The organism is Bacillus aerolatus (assembly GCF_009183655.1).
Classification (GTDB): Bacteria; Bacillota; Bacilli; order Bacillales; family Domibacillaceae; genus Pseudobacillus; species Pseudobacillus aerolatus.
Genome location: NZ_WEIO01000003.1, coordinates 16752 through 36384, shown reverse-complemented (window position 1 = coordinate 36384; position 19633 = coordinate 16752). Strand labels below are relative to the sequence as shown.

17 protein-coding genes and 1 riboswitch are annotated in these 19633 nt (G+C 41.7%); of the genes, 15 read left to right on the top strand and 2 right to left on the bottom strand.

Annotation, left to right across the window (positions count from 1 at the left end):
- The first annotated feature begins 366 nt into the window (after positions 1–366).
- Both F9802_RS06330 and F9802_RS06325 read left to right on the top strand, forming a co-directional pair.
- The gene (locus F9802_RS06330) at positions 367–2097 is read left to right on the top strand and encodes a phospho-sugar mutase (protein ID WP_152150328.1); all 1731 of its coding nucleotides are present in this window, start codon (positions 367–369) and stop codon (positions 2095–2097) included.
- 144 nt (positions 2098–2241) lie between these two features.
- A riboswitch (cyclic di-GMP riboswitch) is annotated at positions 2242–2327 on the top strand.
- Positions 2328–2345: 18 nt separating this feature from the next.
- Positions 2346–2501 (top strand): anti-repressor SinI family protein, encoded by a 156-nt coding sequence (locus tag F9802_RS06325; protein WP_152150327.1) that lies wholly within the window; start codon positions 2346–2348, stop codon positions 2499–2501.
- A 221-nt stretch (positions 2502–2722) separates the two neighbouring features.
- Here the strand turns inward: F9802_RS06325 and F9802_RS06320 are convergent, their stop codons facing one another.
- Positions 2723–3058, bottom strand: coding sequence for a helix-turn-helix domain-containing protein (locus tag F9802_RS06320; protein ID WP_152150326.1), 336 nt, complete (start codon positions 3056–3058; stop codon positions 2723–2725).
- A 376-nt stretch (positions 3059–3434) separates the two neighbouring features.
- On the opposite strand from F9802_RS06320, the gene F9802_RS06315 reads away from it, so the two are divergent.
- The 9 genes from F9802_RS06315 to F9802_RS06275 all read left to right on the top strand — a co-directional run bounded on the left by F9802_RS06315 (position 3435) and on the right by F9802_RS06275 (position 13507).
- Positions 3435–3902, top strand: a complete 468-nt coding sequence (locus tag F9802_RS06315; RefSeq protein ID WP_225435212.1) for a VanZ family protein — start codon at positions 3435–3437, stop codon at positions 3900–3902.
- Between the two features lie 253 nt (positions 3903–4155).
- Complete coding sequence (locus tag F9802_RS06310) at positions 4156–4443, top strand: DUF4282 domain-containing protein (RefSeq protein WP_152150324.1); 288 nt, start codon at positions 4156–4158, stop codon at positions 4441–4443.
- A 225-nt stretch (positions 4444–4668) separates the two neighbouring features.
- The gene (locus tag F9802_RS06305) at positions 4669–5601 is read left to right on the top strand and encodes an SGNH/GDSL hydrolase family protein (RefSeq protein ID WP_225435211.1); all 933 of its coding nucleotides are present in this window, start codon (positions 4669–4671) and stop codon (positions 5599–5601) included.
- A 158-nt stretch (positions 5602–5759) separates the two neighbouring features.
- Positions 5760–6227 (top strand): hypothetical protein, encoded by a 468-nt coding sequence (locus F9802_RS06300; RefSeq protein WP_225435210.1) that lies wholly within the window; start codon positions 5760–5762, stop codon positions 6225–6227.
- A 54-nt stretch (positions 6228–6281) separates the two neighbouring features.
- Positions 6282–6758 carry a VanZ family protein gene (locus tag F9802_RS06295; protein ID WP_191991803.1) on the top strand — a complete coding sequence of 159 codons (477 nt, stop codon included), beginning with the start codon at positions 6282–6284 and terminating at the stop codon, positions 6756–6758.
- Between the two features lie 465 nt (positions 6759–7223).
- The gene (locus F9802_RS06290) at positions 7224–8474 is read left to right on the top strand and encodes a polysaccharide deacetylase family protein (protein ID WP_152150323.1); all 1251 of its coding nucleotides are present in this window, start codon (positions 7224–7226) and stop codon (positions 8472–8474) included.
- A gap of 273 nt (positions 8475–8747) precedes the next feature.
- The gene (locus tag F9802_RS06285) at positions 8748–9710 is read left to right on the top strand and encodes a GDSL-type esterase/lipase family protein (protein WP_191991780.1); all 963 of its coding nucleotides are present in this window, start codon (positions 8748–8750) and stop codon (positions 9708–9710) included.
- Between the two features lie 360 nt (positions 9711–10070).
- Positions 10071–11780 carry a methyl-accepting chemotaxis protein gene (locus F9802_RS06280; protein WP_152150321.1) on the top strand — a complete coding sequence of 570 codons (1710 nt, stop codon included), beginning with the start codon at positions 10071–10073 and terminating at the stop codon, positions 11778–11780.
- A 740-nt stretch (positions 11781–12520) separates the two neighbouring features.
- On the top strand, positions 12521–13507 hold the full coding sequence (locus tag F9802_RS06275) for a diaminopimelate dehydrogenase (RefSeq protein ID WP_152150320.1): 987 nt from the start codon (positions 12521–12523) through the stop codon (positions 13505–13507).
- A gap of 140 nt (positions 13508–13647) precedes the next feature.
- On the opposite strand, the gene F9802_RS06270 is transcribed toward F9802_RS06275, so the two are convergent.
- Complete coding sequence (locus F9802_RS06270) at positions 13648–14232, bottom strand: hypothetical protein (RefSeq protein ID WP_152150319.1); 585 nt, start codon at positions 14230–14232, stop codon at positions 13648–13650.
- A 237-nt stretch (positions 14233–14469) separates the two neighbouring features.
- On the opposite strand from F9802_RS06270, the gene F9802_RS06265 reads away from it, so the two are divergent.
- The 4 genes from F9802_RS06265 to F9802_RS06250 all read left to right on the top strand — a co-directional run bounded on the left by F9802_RS06265 (position 14470) and on the right by F9802_RS06250 (position 19358).
- On the top strand, positions 14470–15975 hold the full coding sequence (locus F9802_RS06265; RefSeq protein WP_404799146.1) for a spore germination protein: 1506 nt from the start codon (positions 14470–14472) through the stop codon (positions 15973–15975).
- A gap of 18 nt (positions 15976–15993) precedes the next feature.
- The gene (locus F9802_RS06260; RefSeq protein WP_152150318.1) at positions 15994–17079 is read left to right on the top strand and encodes a GerAB/ArcD/ProY family transporter; all 1086 of its coding nucleotides are present in this window, start codon (positions 15994–15996) and stop codon (positions 17077–17079) included.
- Positions 17076–18137: a Ger(x)C family spore germination protein gene (locus F9802_RS06255; RefSeq protein WP_152150317.1), complete on the top strand. Its 1062-nt coding sequence runs from the start codon at positions 17076–17078 to the stop codon at positions 18135–18137. Before F9802_RS06260 ends, F9802_RS06255 begins: the two co-directional genes overlap by 4 nt.
- A 132-nt stretch (positions 18138–18269) precedes the next feature.
- The gene (locus tag F9802_RS06250) at positions 18270–19358 is read left to right on the top strand and encodes a GerAB/ArcD/ProY family transporter (protein ID WP_152150316.1); all 1089 of its coding nucleotides are present in this window, start codon (positions 18270–18272) and stop codon (positions 19356–19358) included.
- The last annotated feature ends 275 nt before the right edge of the window (positions 19359–19633 follow it).

The window sequence follows — 19633 nt, the reverse complement described above, 5'->3', positions numbered from 1 at the left end:
TTTCTAAGAAAGCAAATGGAGGCTGCTTTATAGTTGTATACTTACTTCGGTTTGGAAAGGGAAAAAGAGTCCAAAAACATAAGTGTTGACATGTTCTTTATAAAGAACTAAGATGAATGGTATAATATGAACTTCTAGCAAATAGATATCGATATGAAATTATGTATTTATATTCTTTTGAATGAAGTTATTTTTTTTGTTTAAAGTGTTCTTTATTAAGAAAGATGGATTGTGCCAATAAAGAGAATTGTGTTGATAAAAGAATAGCAAAGGAAATTAATTTAAAGGATTTTTTTAAAAAAAGTGATGAAAGAACTAGGTGCCCGGCTGTTTTTTACATAAGTATGGAAATAAAGGAGCGATTCTATGTCCTGGAAAGAGAAAGCAGATCAATGGCTAAGTCATGAAGCGCTGGATGAAGGGTTAAAGGATAGATTACTAGCTATTCAAGAAGATGACAAGTTGCTTGAGGATAGTTTTTATAAAGAGTTGGAGTTTGGGACAGGCGGCATGCGCGGTGAGTTAGGGCCGGGGACGAATCGGATGAATATTTACACGGTCCGGAAAGCGGCGGAAGGGTTGGCACGTTATATTGTGGAACAGGGAGAGGAAGCAATGATGCGCGGTGTGGTGATTGCTTATGATTGCCGTCACATGTCGCCGGAGTTTGCGTTGGAAGTGGCGAAAGCAGTTGGCAAGCATGGAGTACAAGCGTATGTGTTTGAAGAGCTGCGTCCGACGCCTGTGTTGTCGTTTGCGGTGTGTTATTTGCATGCGTATGCCGGTGTGGTGATTACGGCGAGCCATAATCCTCCCAAGTATAATGGCTTTAAAGTGTACGGGGAAGATGGCGGTCAGATTCCTCCGGCTGCGGCTGATGTGATTATTAGCTATGTACAGGAAGCAGGCAGCGAGCTGGCGATTGAAGCGGGAGACGAGCAGGAGCTGTTAGAGAAAGGGCTGCTTACTTATATAGGGGAACCAGTGGATCGGGCTTATATTGATGCGTTGAAGTCGATTCAGTTGAACCGGCAAGCTAGTAAGGATTTATCCATTGTTTTCACTCCGCTTCATGGAACAGCGAATAAGCCGGTGTGTGCAGGACTTGAAGCTTTTGGTTTCAAGAATGTAACCATTGTAAAGGAACAGGAGCTTCCTGACTCGAACTTTTCAACGGTCCAGTCGCCTAATCCTGAAGAGCATGTGGCGTTTGAGCTGGCGATTCGTTATGGAAAAGAGATAGATGCCGATATTTTAATGGGAACGGATCCTGATGCTGATCGTCTCGGTGTAGCAGTGAAAAACCATGAAGGTGAGTATGTCGTTCTGACAGGAAATCAAGTGGGTGCGTTAATGCTGCATTATTTACTTGAGCAAAAACAGCAAAATGGCACGCTGCCTGACAACGGTGTTGTGCTAAAGACGATCGTTACGTCAGAGATTGGCCGGGCAATTGCCGCTGATTTTGGTGTGACGACGATGGATACGCTGACGGGATTTAAATTTATTGGCGAGAAAATCAAGCAGTTTGAGCAAACGAGTGAGCATACATTTTTATTTGGCTATGAAGAAAGTTATGGGTATTTAATTGGCGATTTTGTGCGCGATAAAGATGCGGTGCAGTCTGCGGTATTTGCGGCAGAAGTGGCGGCTTATTATAAAGCGCAAGGGAAATCGCTGTATGATGGATTAATAGAGATCTTTGAGAAGTATGGCTTTTATCAAGAGTCGCTAAGTTCGTTGACGTTGAAAGGGAAAGATGGAGCGGAGCAAATCGCGTCGATTTTAGAGAAGTTCCGTCATGAGCCACCCGAAAGTATGAATGGTATCCCGCTAATAGCGATGGAAGACTATGCGGCAAGTGAGTGTACGGACGTTCGTACCGGCTTTAAAGCGTCGATTGATTTGCCGAAATCGAATGTATTGAAGTTTAAATTAGCTGATGGTTCCTGGGTGTGTGTACGCCCTTCAGGTACGGAACCGAAAGTGAAGTTTTACTTTGCGGTGAAAGGCGAGTCAATGGCTGACAGTAAAGAAAAGCTTTCTAGTCTGGAGAAAGAAGTCATGGGAATGGTCAATGGATTAGTGATGGTGTAGGGAAGGTTCATAATGAACCTGTCGAAAAAAGAGGTAAAATGTTTTGTTAAAAAATGATGCAAACATACTGAGTAAAATGGTACAATTTTCTATAATGGAATAAAACTTTTTTCTTCTTTTTATGGGCAAATATGTGTTTGAAAATTATAGAAAAGGCAAACTTATTGAAAAATAAGGACGCAAAGTTTCAGGTCTAAGGGGATGGCTGCTATGATGGCTGGGCTGCCTATATTATTAGGGGGATTCATATGGGGAAAGATCAAATCTCGTTGGACAGGGAGTGGATTGCGTTGATGAAGGAAGCAAAAGGTCTAGGTATATCCCCTCAAGAAGTGAAGGGATTTTTAAAAAGCGAAAGAGTAAATCAGAAAAATTCAAAATCGGCGTTGCGATCTTACTGTTAAAGTGGGGGTATAATAGGGCGAGAGTCCGAAGCAGGCGGGGAATTATTTGAATTTTCGTACATTTTAGCGAGCGGGAGAGCTAGTCAATGGACGGTTATACCGTTCACAGCAAGGCTGGATTTGAGGGAGTTTGATCGGATAAAATTGACAGGTGAGTTGCTTTTCAGGACTTCCCCAGTAATGCACACAAAAGTATGGGGAAAGTCCTGTTAAAAGAAGTATTACTTATCGGGGCTGTTGGACTTCTGCCACTTTTGAAATTCAAGAAATTGTTTGAATTGCTCTTTGCTAATGCCAGATTCCATTGCTTCCTTGGCAAGTTCAAGCCATTCCATATCAATTTCTTCCTCTGTGCTGTCATGTTCATGAATTAGTTTCTCAACATTCACATCCAACACCGCAGATACTTTGTTTAGAAATTGGATGGAAGGATTTAATTGTATTTGGCGTTCAACCGAAGAGATATATGATTTCGCTACTCCCGCCCGATTAGCCAACTCGGTCAATGACAATCCTTTTTTCATCCTAAGTTCACGGATTCGTGTTCCTATAGACATATGATCACCCTTAGAATGTGTTAAAATCTAACTTCGATCTTTATATTTTAACATGACAATCCTGAAAAGGACAAAGACCCTGCACTTAAATATTGTGAAGGTGGCTGATTATCCGTAGGGATGTCTTAAAAGTCTCTTTTGCGTAATCATAAGGCAACGTGCCTATCTGGCTGTTCCTGTGCAAAAATGGGGCCTGGGTGTGCAGAAAACCGTACAACTTGTGCACAATCCAATGATTCCCGTGCAGAAAGTCTTCATAGCCGTGCATAATCTATGCAGCGCCGCTTCACTTTTTTTATTTTTTAACCGGGACTGGCTCACTATGACGGGTCAGTCCCTTTTTTCGCATGAAGAATATGCAGATTAGAGGATGAATATGAAAAAGAATTCCATCTTAGTTGTTGCTGTACCGATCGTATGGTGTTTTCTCATCTTTGCGTTTACTGCCGCTCCATCTTCTTCTGGTTCAAATACGTTAACCATCTTTCAGCAATTGTTCGGTTTAGATGATGAACAAGCGAAAGTGGTTAACTTCCTCATCCGCAAGGCTACTCATGTGATGGTATTTGGTTTCCTTGCCGTTTTATGTACCTTCGTGTTTCGGAAGAAGAGATTTTTCCTTGCTTGGCTGCTGACAACGGTGTATGCAGCGACGGATGAATTTCACCAATCATTTGTTCCAGGGCGAACGGCTTCTGTAGCGGATGTCCTATTAGATTCAGTTGGTGCGGCACTCGCCTTGTTTGTGTGGAGGCGAGTGGTGAGAAAGAGAAGCCATTTTAATCAATCAAATGAGGATGACTCTGCGAGCAGAAGAAGAAGGAGTTATTTAAACAAATACTAGTGTGTGGGAATGAAATCTTGCTAAGGAACTTGTTCGAGAGCTATTAGAGAAGCTTCAGTTGATGATTTAGGAGCAAAATTTGTAAGCAATGAATGTTTCGAGTTCAAAGGGGACGTTGCTTTGATAGGCGGTGTCCCCGCAGTCACTGACCCCCTTGATACGCTCCCCTGATATTTATCTTAATTTCCAACATAAATATTTACTTTCGAAATACTATGTTACTGAAAGCAATTTTTTGGAAAGGGGTGTGCGCATGGGGAACTTCCTGTCATTTGACAAAATGATTACCCCAACTATTATTAAAATTATTTTTTGGATTGGGGTCGCGATGTCTGTTCTTTCTGGAATTGGCATGATGATGACTGGAGTCAGTTCTTATTACGGCGGCGGATTAAGTGTGATTATGGGGCTATTAACGATTGTCATTGGTCCATTAATGGTGCGTGTTTATTGTGAACTTCTTATTATCTTCTTTAAGATGGATGAGTCACTGAAAAAAATTGAGAAACAACTTTCTAACAACCAGACTTCACAGCAGTAACAGTGAAAGTGGGAGCCAGCATCCGATAATGGGTGCTGTTTTTTTTGCTGATTTTCATAGTAAACCGCTAGAAATCAGATGGTAAAAAACTACACCTCGACAAACAAAGATGAGCGGGTTAACATTGAAATTTAGTTTACTAACCGTTAGGACATCGTCAAACTAGTTTAGTATGCTAAGTGTAAGAGAGTTCATTTTCTCGAAAAGTACATTGGAGGAATATAGGTGAAAAGGGGATTCCGCTGGAAAAGTTTATTTAGTTGGTTAGTCGTTTTTCTATTTTTATTTAATCTACATATTGAATCAGCGTTTGCTGAAACAAAGCTGCAAAAAGAAACAGACACTGCATCTCTATTAAATGTTCGTGAAAGGTCTCATATAGAAGAGAAAATCATCGGTTCGTTAAAAAAGGGGGCGCTCACTTATATACAGTCTACTCATCCGCTTGGTTATTTAGCGGCTCGTTATGTAAAAGCAGTAAAGGATTCGGCAGTATTAGCAGGAGCGGACAGAAGCGATGTCGTTGTTGTGTTCGGCGACAGCAATACAGAAGGCACAAATTGGTTTGAGAATGGTTACGATGTAAGAGATAAATGGGTGAACAGGCTCGCGCAACACCGAACAGTGATCAATGCAGGAGTCGGAGGGAATACGTCAGAACAAGGCAGGATAAGATTTCAAAGAGACGTATTAAGTAAAAACCCGAAAGTTGTTATTATTATGTTTGGCACAAATGATGCCGTATTGAATGCCGATGGTCAGCCGAAAGTGACAAAAGCGAAGTTTGAGGAGAATTTACGTTATTTCACGGATACACTTCAAGCCCGCCAGTCTACTGTCATCTTAATGACAACTATTCCTGTCATTGAAGGGCTGGATCATTACTACGCCAGGAATAATGAACGTTTGTACGGCACATATGGCGGTGCGAGGATGTGGCATGATTCATACAATGAAATTGTGAGAAAAGTTGCCAGAGAGAAGAACGTCCTATTAGTGGATAACTATCAAAATATTACTCAACTACCGAACGGGATATCAGATGAAACATTAGTGAAATCGGGACTCATTGACCCATCGGGAACACATTTTACCCCACAAGGAGCAAACGTTGTTTATTGGGGAGCGAGAATGGCGGTGAGCGCGGCGTTGTGGTGAGAATAAACACTAAGTGCCGCTCCAGTGAAATCGAGAGCCAGCATCCGATGAAGGGTGCTGGCTTTTTTCGCGATGATTCTTCTTCTAACGAATCATACTAAACCGCAGCCTGGCCGAATATCCTCGAATAAACAGCCTTTTTTCTGAGGGGGTTTTATATGTTGAGGAGGCGGCGTTCGCATGCGGGAAAGTTCATCATCCTCCTGTTCGTGTTCGTTATGATCGTGTGGCTCTTGAGCCGGCTGGTGTCTTCTTCGCCAGGTGAAGAGGCGCAAGAAGCGGTCGATGAATTTTATCAGTTTGAACAAGAAGGAGATTTCACAAATTCGTGGAAGTTATTCCATCCCTATATGAAAGAGAAATTTACGAAAGGGGCTTATATACAGGACCGGGCGCATGTGTTTATGAATCACTTCGGGGTGGAAACTTTTTCGTATACACTTGGAGAGCCGGAAGAATTAGAGACGTGGAAGCCTTCCAAAGAAGCACCGGTGCTGAGGTGGGTATATAAAGTGCCTGTCGTTCAAGTATACAAAGGGAAGTATGGGAATTTTTCTTTGCAGCAAGAGGTGTTCGTCGTACAAGAAAAAGACGAGTGGCTCATTTTGTGGGACTACGATCAATAAATCGTTAAGCAGCAAATGGAGAATGCTGCCGCAAAGGAGTAGATAGTGAAACAGATGATAAGAATTGTTATATTGCTGATGGTGGCAGGGGTGATTTTTCTTTTTTCTTCGCAGACGTATGAACAGCAGTCGCTCGTACGGCTCTTGCCAAAGGTGCTGCCGGGTGAGCCATTTGCCGGTGTGTTGTCACAGTTCGAGGTGACGTATTGGGGCCAAGTCATTTCGGTTGAGACGAGAGGGTATTATTATTTTCTCGAGTTTTTCATCCGCAAGTTTGCCCACGTGTTTTTGTTCGGATGCTTGGCGGTGGCGCTGTTTCTCGTGTATGTGCTGTGGCGGCCGAATCAAGTAGGAAAAGCTGGGCTGTTCGCTCTTGTTGGTGCCGGCGTGTATGCTGCGTTTGATGAGCTGCACCAGCTGCAGACAGGAGGGCGGACGCCGCTCGTTCAAGATGTCGCGCTGGATCTTGTTGGAGCGGCAATTGCGCTTTTGATCTTTGTGCCGTTGTATGCGTGGAAGAAGAGGGGGTAGGTGCTGCGTCTGGGTTTTTGTGCCGAGTGTGCCGTGCATATTCCGGCTATTTTCGCGCATAAACCGGGCGTGGGCGCGCAGAAAGTCGTACAACCCGTGCACAAAGCGTGGCGATCCGTGCACAAGTCACTTTTTCGTGCACAATTCAATGATTTCCGTGCACAAATCTATCAAATTCGCGCATAAATGCCAATGATCCGTGCACAAAGCAATATTGCTTCACTAAAGGGGGCTATTCCAAAAGTCTGTTAAGCACCGACTTTTGGAATGGCTCTTTTTTTATGCAGGGAAATCTCAATATAAAGAGTCAGTCCCTCATCGCTTTAAAGCGGTGGGGGACTGACCCCCGTTGCTTTAAAGTGATAAAGTGAACTTTTAAAACTTCCTTCCTAGTACTATTGTTTTTTGATATAGTGGTAATAGTTTACATCAAGTCTATAGGACTACAAAGAGGGATGGGGAAGTGTGTTGAAAGGTTTTTGTATTAATATATTACTAGTTGTGTGTTTGGCGGTCGCGTCTTTGTTCATTGTTCAGGGGAAGGAAGCTCAAGCAGCTGCTTCTTCTAAGTGGATTGTGACTACGCAGAAAGCCCCGGTATATGATTATGTGGACGGGAAGCAGGTGACGATCGGCACTCTTTTAGCGTGGCAGTTATATGAAGTCGTAACAGAGGATCAAAATTATTATTATGTCCCATTTGGAAATGCCACAGGGTTTATCAAAAAGGGAGCTCATATAAAGACAGCGACAAAAAAACAAATAGTGCAGTCAAAGTCAAAGAAACCAGTGAACTCTAATCTAAGCATTGTTACGAAGACAGAGTCGATCGTTTTTAACCGTATAGATAAGAAACAAAAAGCGATCGCTTTAGTGAAAGGAAATATTCGTTATCCAGTTGCGAGAAAAATAAGTAATTGGTATTTAGTCAATGTAGGCGGCCAGTTGGGCTACATACATGAGAGCAAAGTGTACGAAGATCTCGGCATTCCGGTGTTGATGTATCATCACATGCTGGAGCAGCCTGAACAGACGCCATTTGAGAAAAACTCGATGGTGATAAAAGTTTCCGAGTTTCAAAAGCAAATGGATTATTTGAAGCAAAACGGCTGGAAAACGATTTTACTTCAAGAGCTGGACCGCTACTTGAATAACGAACAAAACTTAACAGGAAAAGTAGCTGTTATCACGTTTGATGATAACTATTTATCTATGCAAAAATACGCGTATCCGATTTTAAAGGAAAACAATCAAAAAGCTGTTTCTTTCGTTATTGGCGGAAAAACAAGATCATTCGCCCAGTCGTGGGATCCGATGACGCTGCAATATATGGGTTATAAAGAGATGAAAGAAACAATCGACATTTTTGATTTTCAGCACCACACAAATGGCATGCATTTAAGAGAAAGAGAGACATTAATTCCTTATTTGATCTCTAAAACGCAAAAAGAGATCGAGCTGGACTTGATCAAAGGCAGAGAGCATATCGGCAAACCGTTAGAAGACCCGTCTTCTATTCAATATTTAGCCTACCCATGGGGACAATACAGCAGCCATACGATTCAAGCTGCCAAAGCGGCCGGCATCCGCCTGGCATTCACGACTGAAACAGGGAACGTTCAGCGCGGCGATCAGCCCTACATTTTGAAAAGGCAAGGAATCGGCCCTTACCACACAATGGATGACTTCGTTAAGAAAATTGAAGGGCGGTATTAGGGAAAGCCTCTTTTGCGTAACTTTTATTTTATCGTTAGGCAACGTGCATATTCCGGCTGTTCTCGCGCATAAATTGGGCATGGGCGTGCAGAACCTTGTACAGCTCGTGCACAAAGTCCGGCGCACGGTGCATAAGTTTGTTTGTTGCGCATAATTCAATGATTCTTGCGCAGAAAGCAGTCACAGTCGTGCATAAATGCCAAGGACTTGTGCACAATGCAGCATCTTATTCATAGGTTACTATTTTTCGGAAAGTGCATGGGGGGAGTGCGGATGAAAAGGGGACTGCTTTGGAAAAGTATCTGTATTTGGCTGTTCGTTTTTCTATTTTTATTCAATATAAATATAGATTCATCCTTTGCTGAAACAAAACCACAAAAAGCCACGGTCAATGTATCTTCGTTAAATGTTCGTGAAAAGCCTCATGCGAAAGCAAAAATAATCGGTTCTTTGAAAAAAGGAGCGGCGACTTATATATATGCTGCTAAGCCGGGCGGATGGGCAGAAATCCGTTACAAAAACAAGATCGGTTATGTAGCGGCTCGTTATTTAAAGATAGCCAAGGATTCGCCGGTGCCGGGAAGCGAGATCATTGTTGCCTTCGGCGACAGCAACACACAAGGCACAAATTGGCGTGACAATGGCTACGATGAAAAAGATAAATGGGTGAATAAGCTCGGACAGTATCGAACGGTGATCAATGCAGGAGTCGGAGGGCATACGTCAGAACAAGGCAAGGCAAGATTTCAAAAAGATGTATTAAATAAAAAGCCGAAAGTCGTCATCATTATGTTTGGAACGAATGATGCCGTACTGAACGCGAATGGTCAGCCGAAAGTGACAAAAGCGCAGTTCGAGAAAAATGTACGTTATTTCACTGATACACTTAAAGCCCGTCAGTCCCGTGTGATCTTAATGACTACTATCCCTGTCATTCAAGGTAATAATACCAACTATTATTACTCGAGGAATAATCAGAACCTGTACAGCAGATATAATGGTGCCCGGCTGTGGCATGACTCATACAATGCCATTGTGAGAAAAGTCGCTAAGGAGAAGAAGGTTCTTTTAGTTGATAACTACAAAAATATTACCGGCTCGATGAAGGGGATAACCGATAGAAAATTAATTAACACGAGGTTTATCGACCAATCCGGAACACATTTTACTCCGCAGGGGGCAGATGTTGTTTATCGATCTGTGAGTGCGGCAGTGAACACAGCATTGTCAAAGTAGGCTGGCGCGCATATTTTTTTCATTTAGAGACAGAAATCCATTGAAGGGGTTTCTGTCTTTTTTTTACTTAAAAATGAGGTTCCTGCTATTCAATGTCTAAAAACCTATGTAAAAGAATCGTAAATAGAGTTTTATCTAGGAAAAAAGACTGATAGGGGCGTTCGTAAAGCTAAAAAAACTAAATATCTGCCTAGTTTTGCCGATATATATATAAAGATGAAACCGCAGATTTGGGCCATTCGTTTTATACGATAGCCGATAATTTTAAGAAAAATGCGAATTGCCTGCGGGAGGAAGTTCAAAATATAAGTTATCAACATTCATTTAATCATTCTTTGGATAGTGAAAAGGGGAGATAGTATGTGGTTACGTAATGCCGCAATTGGCAGGAAATTGCTTTTTCTAATGCTGATTTCATTTGTCATTTTTGGTGTGATCGGCGGTACTGGCTTTTATTTTATGAATAAAATGGATAAAACTTCAGAACAAATGTATAAGGATGCGTTACTTCCTGTAAAATGGCAAAGTCAAATCCGTACAAACAATCGGGCGATTGATAGTTATACAGTCGAGTTGCTGCTTACTTCCGATGCAGCCATGAAACAAGAATTAACAGGTGAAATCGATGCGAAAAAGAAAGAAAATGAACAATTAGTGAATGAACTAGAAAACAGTCTTTTGTCTGCAGCTATAGTGGAGAAATTTTCTCAATTTAAAGCGGAGTATGAGACCTATTTAAACGGGGTACAGAAAGTATCTGATTTAGCGCTGGCGGGAAATGGTAATTTAGGATACACAGAGTATCGGCAAGGTGTAAAGTCCTCTCGAGAAAGCGCCAATGCATTATTGAATGAAATAGGAAATTATTTGGAGGAATATGCAGATGAATTAAATTCAAACATAACAAAAGATAATCAGGTTAGTAAGGTAATCATTATGGCAGTCATTCTTTTGTCGATTGCTTTAAAAGCAGTGACTGGGTTTATCGTTGTCCGTATGATTGCCAATCCGGTAAAAGAAATGCAAGGGCTCATGGAAGGGGCAGAGCAGGGTGATTTAACCGTTGAAGGGACATATCGATCCAATGATGAGATTGGTCAATTAACCATTTCTTTTAACAAAATGATGCTGAACTTGCGAGAGTTGATGGGCCAGGTGAATATCACCTCTGAACAAGTGGCCGCTGCTTCTGAAGAGTTAACGGCGAGTTCAGAGGAATCAAGCAAAGCAAGTGAACAAATTGCCTCTACTATTCAAGAGGTGGCTATTGGAGCCGATCAACAAGTGAAGAGTACGGAGGAAAGTTCAAAAGTAGTAGAAGAAATGGCGTTGAGTGTTCAGCAAATTGCCTCTAATGCCCAGGAATTGTCTGTCAACGCAGTAGAAGCTTCACAAAAAGCGATAGAAGGAAATGAAGCGATTCAATCAACCATTGGACAAATGAATTCGATTAATCTTACCGTTAATCAATTATCACAAGTGGTGAAAGGGCTGGGCGAGCGTTCTCAAGAGATTGGAAAGATTATTGAAGCGATCACAAATATTGCCTCACAGACGAACCTTTTAGCTTTAAATGCTGCGATCGAATCGGCAAGAGCGGGAGAACATGGACGAGGGTTCGCTGTCGTCGCAGATGAAGTTCGGAGGCTAGCGGAACAATCGGCGGAATCGGCCCGGGATATTTCACAATTAATCGCTTTGATCCAAGATGAGACGCAAGCTGCCGTCCAATCAATGGAAAAAACAACAAGTGAAGTGAGCGAAGGGATAGGGGTAGTCAATAAAGCCGGAGAATCATTTGCGCAAATTCGCAGCTCTGTAGATGAAGTATCTGCGCAATTGCAAGAAGTGTCGGCCGCTGCCCAACAACTGTCAGCAGGATCTGAACAAGTGCTGCAATCAGAAAAACTATTAGCTGAAATAGCCGAAGAAGCTGCATCAGGCACACAAAATGTCGCAGCAGCAATCGAAGAGCAAATGGCATCTATGGAAGAAATCTCAGCATCTGCCGGCTCATTGTCCCACATGGCGGGAGAGCTGCAAGAGCAGATTGGGAGATTTAAAGTTTAATTTATCATTGGACAGCGCGCATACTTCAGCTGTTCTCGCGCATAAATCGAACTTGGGCGTGCAGAAAATCGTACAATCCGTGCACAAAGTCCGACGCCCGGTGCATAAGTCGGTTTGTTATGCACAATTCAATGATTCTCGTGCAGAACCCGTTATATTCGCGCATAAATGCCAATGGTCTGTGCGTAATGCAACTTTAAAAAGGGAAAGCCCCAAAAGTCTGGTAAGTACTGACTTTTGGGGCTTTTACTCATTTAATTGGCGGGATAATAAAGTGGCGAATTTTCACAATTGGATAATAAAAAGGCGAAAATAGATAATAAAGTGCGTAATTTGGATAAAAAAATAATGAAAACACCCCTCTTTTAAGAAGCGGTGCCACATTGTGCGCCGGTGATTGGTGTTTCTGCACGGCGTTGATTGTTTTCTGAACGAGGATGACCGAAATGTGCGCGAGTTTTAAGGTTTTCTGCACGCCCAGCCTCTGTTTATGCGCGGAAATAGCGGGAATATGCGCATGAGATACAAGTTACTCAAAACAGGCTTTTGAGAAACCTCTTTTTTAACGGACTTTTTCGCTTAGTTCGTTCGTGTCTAAATTTCAAATACTATAGCGAAAAATCACAAAACGTTGCGATTTTTCATAGCTGCGGTTTGTGTGTTGCGTCAAAAAAAGGTAATATTGAAAAAGAAACAGGACTTCAATGTCCTCGGGAAAATGCAGCTATGGAGGGAAAAAGATGAGCAGTCAAATCAAAGTGGGAATCGTAGGTTACGGCAACCTTGGCAAAGGGGTTGCAGCAGCAATCGAGCAATGTCCGGATATGGAATTGGTCGCCATTTTTACAAGAAGAACACCTGACAGCCTTTCGGTAAATATTCCAAATGTGAAAGTTTTACATATTTCTGATGCAGAAAGTTATACGAACGAAATCGATGTGATGATTTTATGTGGCGGATCAGCAACGGATCTTCCAGAACAAGGTCCTCAATTTGCTAGATTGTTTAATACAATTGATAGCTACGATACGCATGCAAAGATTCCTGAATATTTTAATATGGTTGATGAAGCAGCGAAAGCAAGTGGGAAGACAAGCATTATTTCTGTAGGTTGGGACCCGGGCTTGTTCTCTATCAATCGACTCATGACGGAAGCTATTTTACCAAATGGCGGAACTTACTCTTTCTGGGGGAAAGGTCTCAGCCAGGGGCACTCAGACGCTGTTCGCAGAGTTGATGGAGTAGCGGGTGCTGTTCAGTACACGATCCCAATCGAGGAAGCTGTAGAGAAGGTAAGAAATGGAGAAAACCCTGAGTTGGCCACTGCTGAAAAACACCTGCGTGTTTGCTATGTAGTAGCGGAAGAAGGGTACGATAAAGCGAAAATTGAACAAGAAATTAAAACGATGCCGAACTACTTTGCTGATTATGAAACAGAAGTGAACTTTATCACAGCAGAGGAATTGAAAGCAGATCACTCAAAACTGCCGCACGGTGGGTTTGTCATTCGCAGCGGAAAAACAGGTGAAGATAATAAACAAATTATCGAATTCTCGCTCAATCTCGACAGCAATCCGGAATTCACGGCTAGTGTATTAGTTGCTTATGCGCGGGCTGCTTATCGATTAAACAATGAGGGGCAAGCTGGTGCAAAAACAGTATTTGAAGTTCCGCCTGTTTATTTATCTCCGAAGTCTGCAGAAGAATTAAGAAGAGACTTGCTGTAAGTGCTTGTCACTCCCTGAAATTTGTGGAGTTTTATAGAAAGTTAAATAGAGACAGAAAACCTATTAAGCGGTTTTCTGTCTCTTTTTGTTTTACTGAACTCCTATATTTCAGTGGTTGGGGTTTCGGAACTTACCGCCGATCAGAAACATTGGAAGGAACGGATGGTTCTTAAGTCTGTTCCGTAGTATACCCAGCGCCGGTTTCTCCAGCGCCAGCCAGACACAGAGTTTCTCCCTACAAAGATTGGATAGAACCAGAAGCTGCGGCCGTTTTCAAGCCAGACATAAGTATAACGGTATAAACAGCCCCTTATCGCACCCGGGTCAACGGCAAATAAAGAAGCCGATTGCTGCTGAAGCTGCGGGGTAAAGGATGGAGGCGGTGAAGTTGGCGCTCCTCCTTGCTGCTGCCCCGGCGGTCCAAACCCTCCAGGGAAACCTGGCAATTGTCCAGGTGGTCCGAATCCTCCAGGGAAGCCAGGCTGTTGCCCCGGTGGTCCGAATCCTCCAGGGAAGCCAGGCTGTTGCCTCGGCAGTCCAAATCCTTCAGGGAACCCTGACTGTTGTCCGGGTGATCCGAACTCCCCTGGAAACCCTTGCTGCTGGTCCAGCGGAAAATCCGGGAAAGCCTCGTTTTCAAATGCTCGCCATTCTTCATCTTCAAATGCTTGCCATTCTTCATCTGGCAGGAATGGGAAGTGATATGGATATTCTCTATAATCCATAGATCCTAATCTCCTTTCATGTTGCACTCTATGTAATGTATGCAAACCTCCTATCTTTGTGATAGGGTGCCATCGTCATTCCCTGAATAACGAAAAAATCCTGTGGATAGAAATCTCCACAGGATTTTTTCATTTTGTCAGCTTAAGGACGAGTTGGTTTTTTTAATAACGGCACATCTTTTTGGTCAATAAGGACAAACTAACAGTTGAATGAACGTTTTGGTGGAGTGGAGGATCATGATGGGTTTTTTCTTTAAAAAAGGCAATAAACAACCAAAATTAAAAGAACAGTATTCTGAAGAGACTGACACGGCTCCTGCTAAGTCAAAAGATGAGAAGGAGTCTTCTTATTATAATAGCGAGACAAATCTCCATTTTTCGATTCGCTATATTTCTACAATCGTGGATCAGGACATTATCCAAAAAAATATTTTGCCCTATTTGTTAGATAAGCAATTTGCATCTATTGCTGATGTGAAAAAGATACTTCCAATTGAAGATGTGCAAATCGAGACAAATGAAGCGCTCATTGAAGAAAAGTTATTCAATGGCTATCTAGTATTGAAAGTACATACAGATAAACAACATGTTGCTTTTATTGCTGCGAAAGAAGTTATCGTTCGCTCGCTTTCCATGCCTGAAGTGGAAACGTCGGTAATCGGCCCGAAAGAAGCGTTTATTGAAGCGATCGATCAGAATATTAATCTTCTGAGAATACGATTGCCCGTGAAAGAGCTGATGATCGAAGAATTCACCATCGGTTCTGTATCAAAGACAAGAACGGCACTCATGTATATTGATGATATTGCCAACATGGAAAATGTGAATACGATGCGGCAGCGCTTACAAGCGATTGATTTTGATCAGATTAATGACAGCTCTTATATAGAGCAGCTGACCGCGGATAATAAAAACTCACCATTCCCGCAATTTCTTGATACGGAAAGACCTGACCGTGCGGCAGGCGTACTCGTAGAAGGGAAAGTGGTCGTGTTGGTTGATGGGTCCCCGCATGCTTTAATAGGTCCGACAAATCTGGTGGAATTCTTTAGCTCGCCTGAGGATTATTTATTCAACTGGATAACGGCTTCCATCCTGCGATTAATTCGTTTGTTCGCCGTTGTATTTTCCATTTTAATTACACCGATGTATGTCGCGGTGTTAACTTATCATTATGAACTAATTCCGAAGGATTTGACAGCTACCTTGATTACATCAAGACAAGTGATTCCTTTTCCGCCGATATTGGAGGCGCTTATTCTCGAATTGACGATTGAACTGCTGCGGGAAGCGGGAGCCAGGCTGCCGACTAAAATTGGACAGACGATCGGGATTGTTGGCGGGATTGTGATCGGAACAGCTTCGGTTGAAGCGGGATTAACGAGTAATGTTTTATTGATTCTTGTGGCTCTCGCTGCTCTAGCTTCTTTCATTACTCCTGTGTATAAAATGGGCAATGCGATTCGCTTCCTTCGGTTTCCTTTTCTCCTTTTTGCACAGCTTTTGGGGCTGCTTGGGATCGTATTTTGTTTACTTATTGTTATCACGCATTTACTGCGCCTTACATCATTGGGACGCCCTTACTTAGAACCAATATATCCTCCAAGATGGCGCGACTTGAAGGATTCATTTATTCGACTGTCCTTTGATAAACAAATTCGCCGTCCATCTTATGTACAGGCGCAGAAAGAGATTCGTTTCAACCCGAAGCACCAAAAGAGGCGTCATGATATTGAAGAATAAGGAGCGGAGGTCGTTGGCATGCAGCCGATAAAAGTGCAAAGAAAAATTGAACCGTTTATTGTCTTTTTCGTCATCGCCTCGACACAGCTAGGAGTAGGCATGCTCGGCTTTCAACGGATAGTGGCAGCGAGTGCCGGCTATGATGCATGGATTTCCGTAGTCATCGCGGGTATCGCTACGAATACTGTCATGTTTCTTATATATAAGATGCTCAAAGAGGAGGCTGATCTAGTTTCCATTCATCAGCAAGTATTTGGAAAATGGCTTGGCGGGATGTTTAACCTTCTCTTTGTCGTCTATTTTGGTTACGCACTCCTTACAGTTGCCCGTTCCTATATTGAAGTTGTGCAAGTATGGATGTTTCCGGATTTGAATGTTTTTTGGTTTACATTGTTTTTCTTTATCCTAGTTTTCTATGTTGTAAATAGCGGATTCCGTGTGATTTCGGGATTATCATTCTTTTCCATTGTGTTGCCGCTCTATCTAATACTTGTTTTTTTATTCATACTGCCTTATACCGACTTCCGTAATTTTCTTCCGATATATGACCACTCTATAAAGGAAATACTCCAAGCTACAAAGGATTTAACGGTGATCACCCTTGGGTACGAAACGATTTTAGTCTTTTACCCGTTTATAAAAAATGGGCAGAAATCGGAAAAATGGGCGCATTTTGGTCTCCTTTTCACAACGTTCATCTATTTGTATATAACGTTCCTTACCTTTGCCTACTTTAGTGAAGAGCAGTTAAAAGAAACGATTTGGCCTACTTTATCCATGTTAAAAATAGTCCAGTTTCCTTTTATTGAACGATTTGAATATATTAGTATCGTCAATTGGTATATCATCATTATACCGAATGTGTGTATTTACCTTTGGTGTGCGAGCAGATTGCTGAAACGAACCGTCAACATTCAACAGCGGAAATCCGTTGTTGGCTTATTATTCATCCTTCTCTTTCTCATTCCTCAATTGGAAACAAGATATCAGGTCGATGTACTTAATGATTATATTCAGAAGATTGGGTTCGCTGTGAATTATCTTTATATCCCGCTCCTCTTTGTACTGCTATTGATCGTAAAGAAGGTGAAGAATAAACGATGAAAAAATATATTCTCCTTTTTTTGTGTCTTATTCTGTCAGGGTGTGTGAACAAGAGTATTATTGATGAAGTCGATATCGAAAGAGGGGTAGGGTATGATGAAGCCTCTGACAATAAAATTCGCGGTACGATTCTTCTTTCAAAATATAATGAAGACGGAACAACGGAAAATGTAACGATGACTGTTGTTGACGAAACGAGTGTCAATATATTGAGCAGATTACAAAGGCAATCAGATTCGACGATTGTTTATGGTTCATTGAAGCTGGTGATTTTCAGTGAAGCGATTGCCAAAAAAGACTTAATTGAAATCAGCGATGCCTTTGTTCGAGACGCAAGACTCGGTTCAAGGATGTATTTTGTCATCTCAGAAGGAAGCGCACAAAAGGTGCTTAAAGGAGAATATGGGGATCATGGGAATGCTACTTTTATTTCAGATGCGTTGGATCATAATATTAAACATGGAGATGTGCCAAAAACGAATCTCCATTTGTTTGTGTATGATTACACACAAAAAGGGCGGACAGCCTACTTGCCAATTATTAAAAAGCTTAATCAACAACGAATCGATATTTCTGCTATTGGCTTGTTAGATCGCCAAGGGCATCTTGTTGATAAAGTTTCTGTGAAGGATATGTTCTATTTAAAATTACTTGTTGACAAATATAGCGGCGGCAGCCAAGTAGTCAAGTTAGACGGTGATCGAGCTACCATCAGAAGCATCCATTCAAAGAATAAAATAAAGATAAGTAAAAGAAACCCACTCGAAATGAGTATTAATATTAAAGTCGAAGGGATCATTCAAGAATACAGAGGGAAAAAATTGACTCAGAAAAAAATCGAGCAATTCGAAAAGAAGTTTGCTGAAGAAATTAATCAAAACACAACAAAATTGATCAAGCGCTTTCAACAACTCGGTATTGACCCGGCTGGCTTAGGCCACAATGCCAAACAACAAACAAGAAACTTTGATTTCAAGAAATGGGACGATGAATATAAAGATCTCACGGTTCATGTGAAAACCGATGTTACGATCCTGGAAAGCGGGGTTGTTCAATAGGAACGGTGCCTGTCACTCCCGGTTAACAAATTCGCCGTCCGTCTTATTCACAGGCGCAGAAAGAGATTCGTTTCAACCCGAAACATCAAAAAGACCGATGACATTGAAGAATAAGGAGGGGAAGTCATTGACATGCAGTCGATAGAAGCACAAAGAAAAATCGAACCGTTTATTGTCTTTTTTGTCATCGCTTCGACGCAAATAGGATCGGGCTTTCTCGTTTTTCAACGGACAGTTGCAAAAAGTGCTGGTTATGATGCATGGATAGCTGTGATTATCGCGGGTATCATGACTCACATTGTCATGTTTCTTATATATAAAATGCTTAAGGAGGAGGGGGCTGATTTAGCTTCGATCCATCAGCAAGTATTTGGCAAGTGGCTTGGCGGACTTTTCAACCTTCTCTTTGTCGGATATTTCTGTTACGGACTCCTTACAGTGACACGTACATATATTGAACTCGTGCAAGTATGGATGTTTCCGGATTTGAACGTTTTTTTGTTTACATTGTTTTTCTTTGTCCTAGTTTTCTATGCTGTCAATAGCGGGCTTCGTGTGATTGGGGGATTATCATTTTTCTCCATCGTGCTGCCGCTTTATCTAATTTTTATTTTTTTATTCATACTGCCTTATACTGATTTCCGTAATTTCTTTCCGATATATGATCACTCTATAAAGGAAATACTCCAAGCTACAAAGGATTTAACAGTGGTCATGATTGGATACGAAATAATTTTAGTCTTTTACCCGTTTATAAAAAATGGGCAGCAATCGAAAAAATGGGCGCATTTCGGTCTCCTTTTTACAACACTCATTTATTTGTATACGACAGTTCTCTCCTTTGCGTTCTTTAGTGAGGAACAGTTAAAAGAAACGATTTGGCCTACTTTATCGATGTTAAAAATAGTCGAGCTTCCTTTTATAGAACGCTTTGAATATATTGGAGTGATTAATTGGAATATCATCATCATACCGAATGTGTGTATTTACCTCTGGTGTGCGAGCAGATTATTGAAAAGGACCGTGAAAATCCAGCAGCGGAAATCCGTTGTAGGCTTATTATTTATCATTCTTCTCATTATTCCACAATTGGAGACGAGATATCAGGTTGATAAACTAGATGATTATTTTTCCGATATAGGATTTATCATAAATTATCTTTATATTCCGCTCCTCTTTGTCCTGCTGTCGATTGTAAGGAAGGTGAAGAAGAGACAATGAGAAAAAGGAACGGTGCCTGTCACTCCCCGGTTTATGTCGAATGGAAGGAAGTGCCTGTTTTTTTGTAAATTTACAGGTTGTGTCTGGCGCCTTTTTTCTTCCTCATTTTAAGTTCAAAAGGACTTCAACAAGTCTTTTTGGACTTATTTTTTTGCCGTTTTTATTTAAAAACGCTTGCTAATGGAGCTTTATCGGCTGGCACAGCATTTGCATATTTAATGAGCATAGAGGAAAAAGGGGGGCTTATTAGAAGAAAACAGCGCATGATAACTTAA

Coding starts and splice junctions, on each gene's coding strand:
- F9802_RS06330 (WP_152150328.1), top strand. CDS start 367: ATGTCCTGGAAAGAGAAAGCAGATCAATGGCTAAGTCATGAAGCGCTG.
- F9802_RS06325 (WP_152150327.1), top strand. CDS start 2,346: ATGGGGAAAGATCAAATCTCGTTGGACAGGGAGTGGATTGCGTTGATG.
- F9802_RS06320 (WP_152150326.1), bottom strand. CDS start 3,058: ATGTCTATAGGAACACGAATCCGTGAACTTAGGATGAAAAAAGGATTG.
- F9802_RS06315 (WP_225435212.1), top strand. CDS start 3,435: ATGAAAAAGAATTCCATCTTAGTTGTTGCTGTACCGATCGTATGGTGT.
- F9802_RS06310 (WP_152150324.1), top strand. CDS start 4,156: ATGGGGAACTTCCTGTCATTTGACAAAATGATTACCCCAACTATTATT.
- F9802_RS06300 (WP_225435210.1), top strand. CDS start 5,760: ATGTTGAGGAGGCGGCGTTCGCATGCGGGAAAGTTCATCATCCTCCTG.
- F9802_RS06295 (WP_191991803.1), top strand. CDS start 6,282: ATGATAAGAATTGTTATATTGCTGATGGTGGCAGGGGTGATTTTTCTT.
- F9802_RS06285 (WP_191991780.1), top strand. CDS start 8,748: ATGAAAAGGGGACTGCTTTGGAAAAGTATCTGTATTTGGCTGTTCGTT.
- F9802_RS06280 (WP_152150321.1), top strand. CDS start 10,071: ATGTGGTTACGTAATGCCGCAATTGGCAGGAAATTGCTTTTTCTAATG.
- F9802_RS06275 (WP_152150320.1), top strand. CDS start 12,521: ATGAGCAGTCAAATCAAAGTGGGAATCGTAGGTTACGGCAACCTTGGC.
- F9802_RS06270 (WP_152150319.1), bottom strand. CDS start 14,232: ATGGATTATAGAGAATATCCATATCACTTCCCATTCCTGCCAGATGAA.
- F9802_RS06265 (WP_404799146.1), top strand. CDS start 14,470: ATGATGGGTTTTTTCTTTAAAAAAGGCAATAAACAACCAAAATTAAAA.
- F9802_RS06260 (WP_152150318.1), top strand. CDS start 15,994: ATGCAGCCGATAAAAGTGCAAAGAAAAATTGAACCGTTTATTGTCTTT.
- F9802_RS06255 (WP_152150317.1), top strand. CDS start 17,076: ATGAAAAAATATATTCTCCTTTTTTTGTGTCTTATTCTGTCAGGGTGT.
- F9802_RS06250 (WP_152150316.1), top strand. CDS start 18,270: ATGCAGTCGATAGAAGCACAAAGAAAAATCGAACCGTTTATTGTCTTT.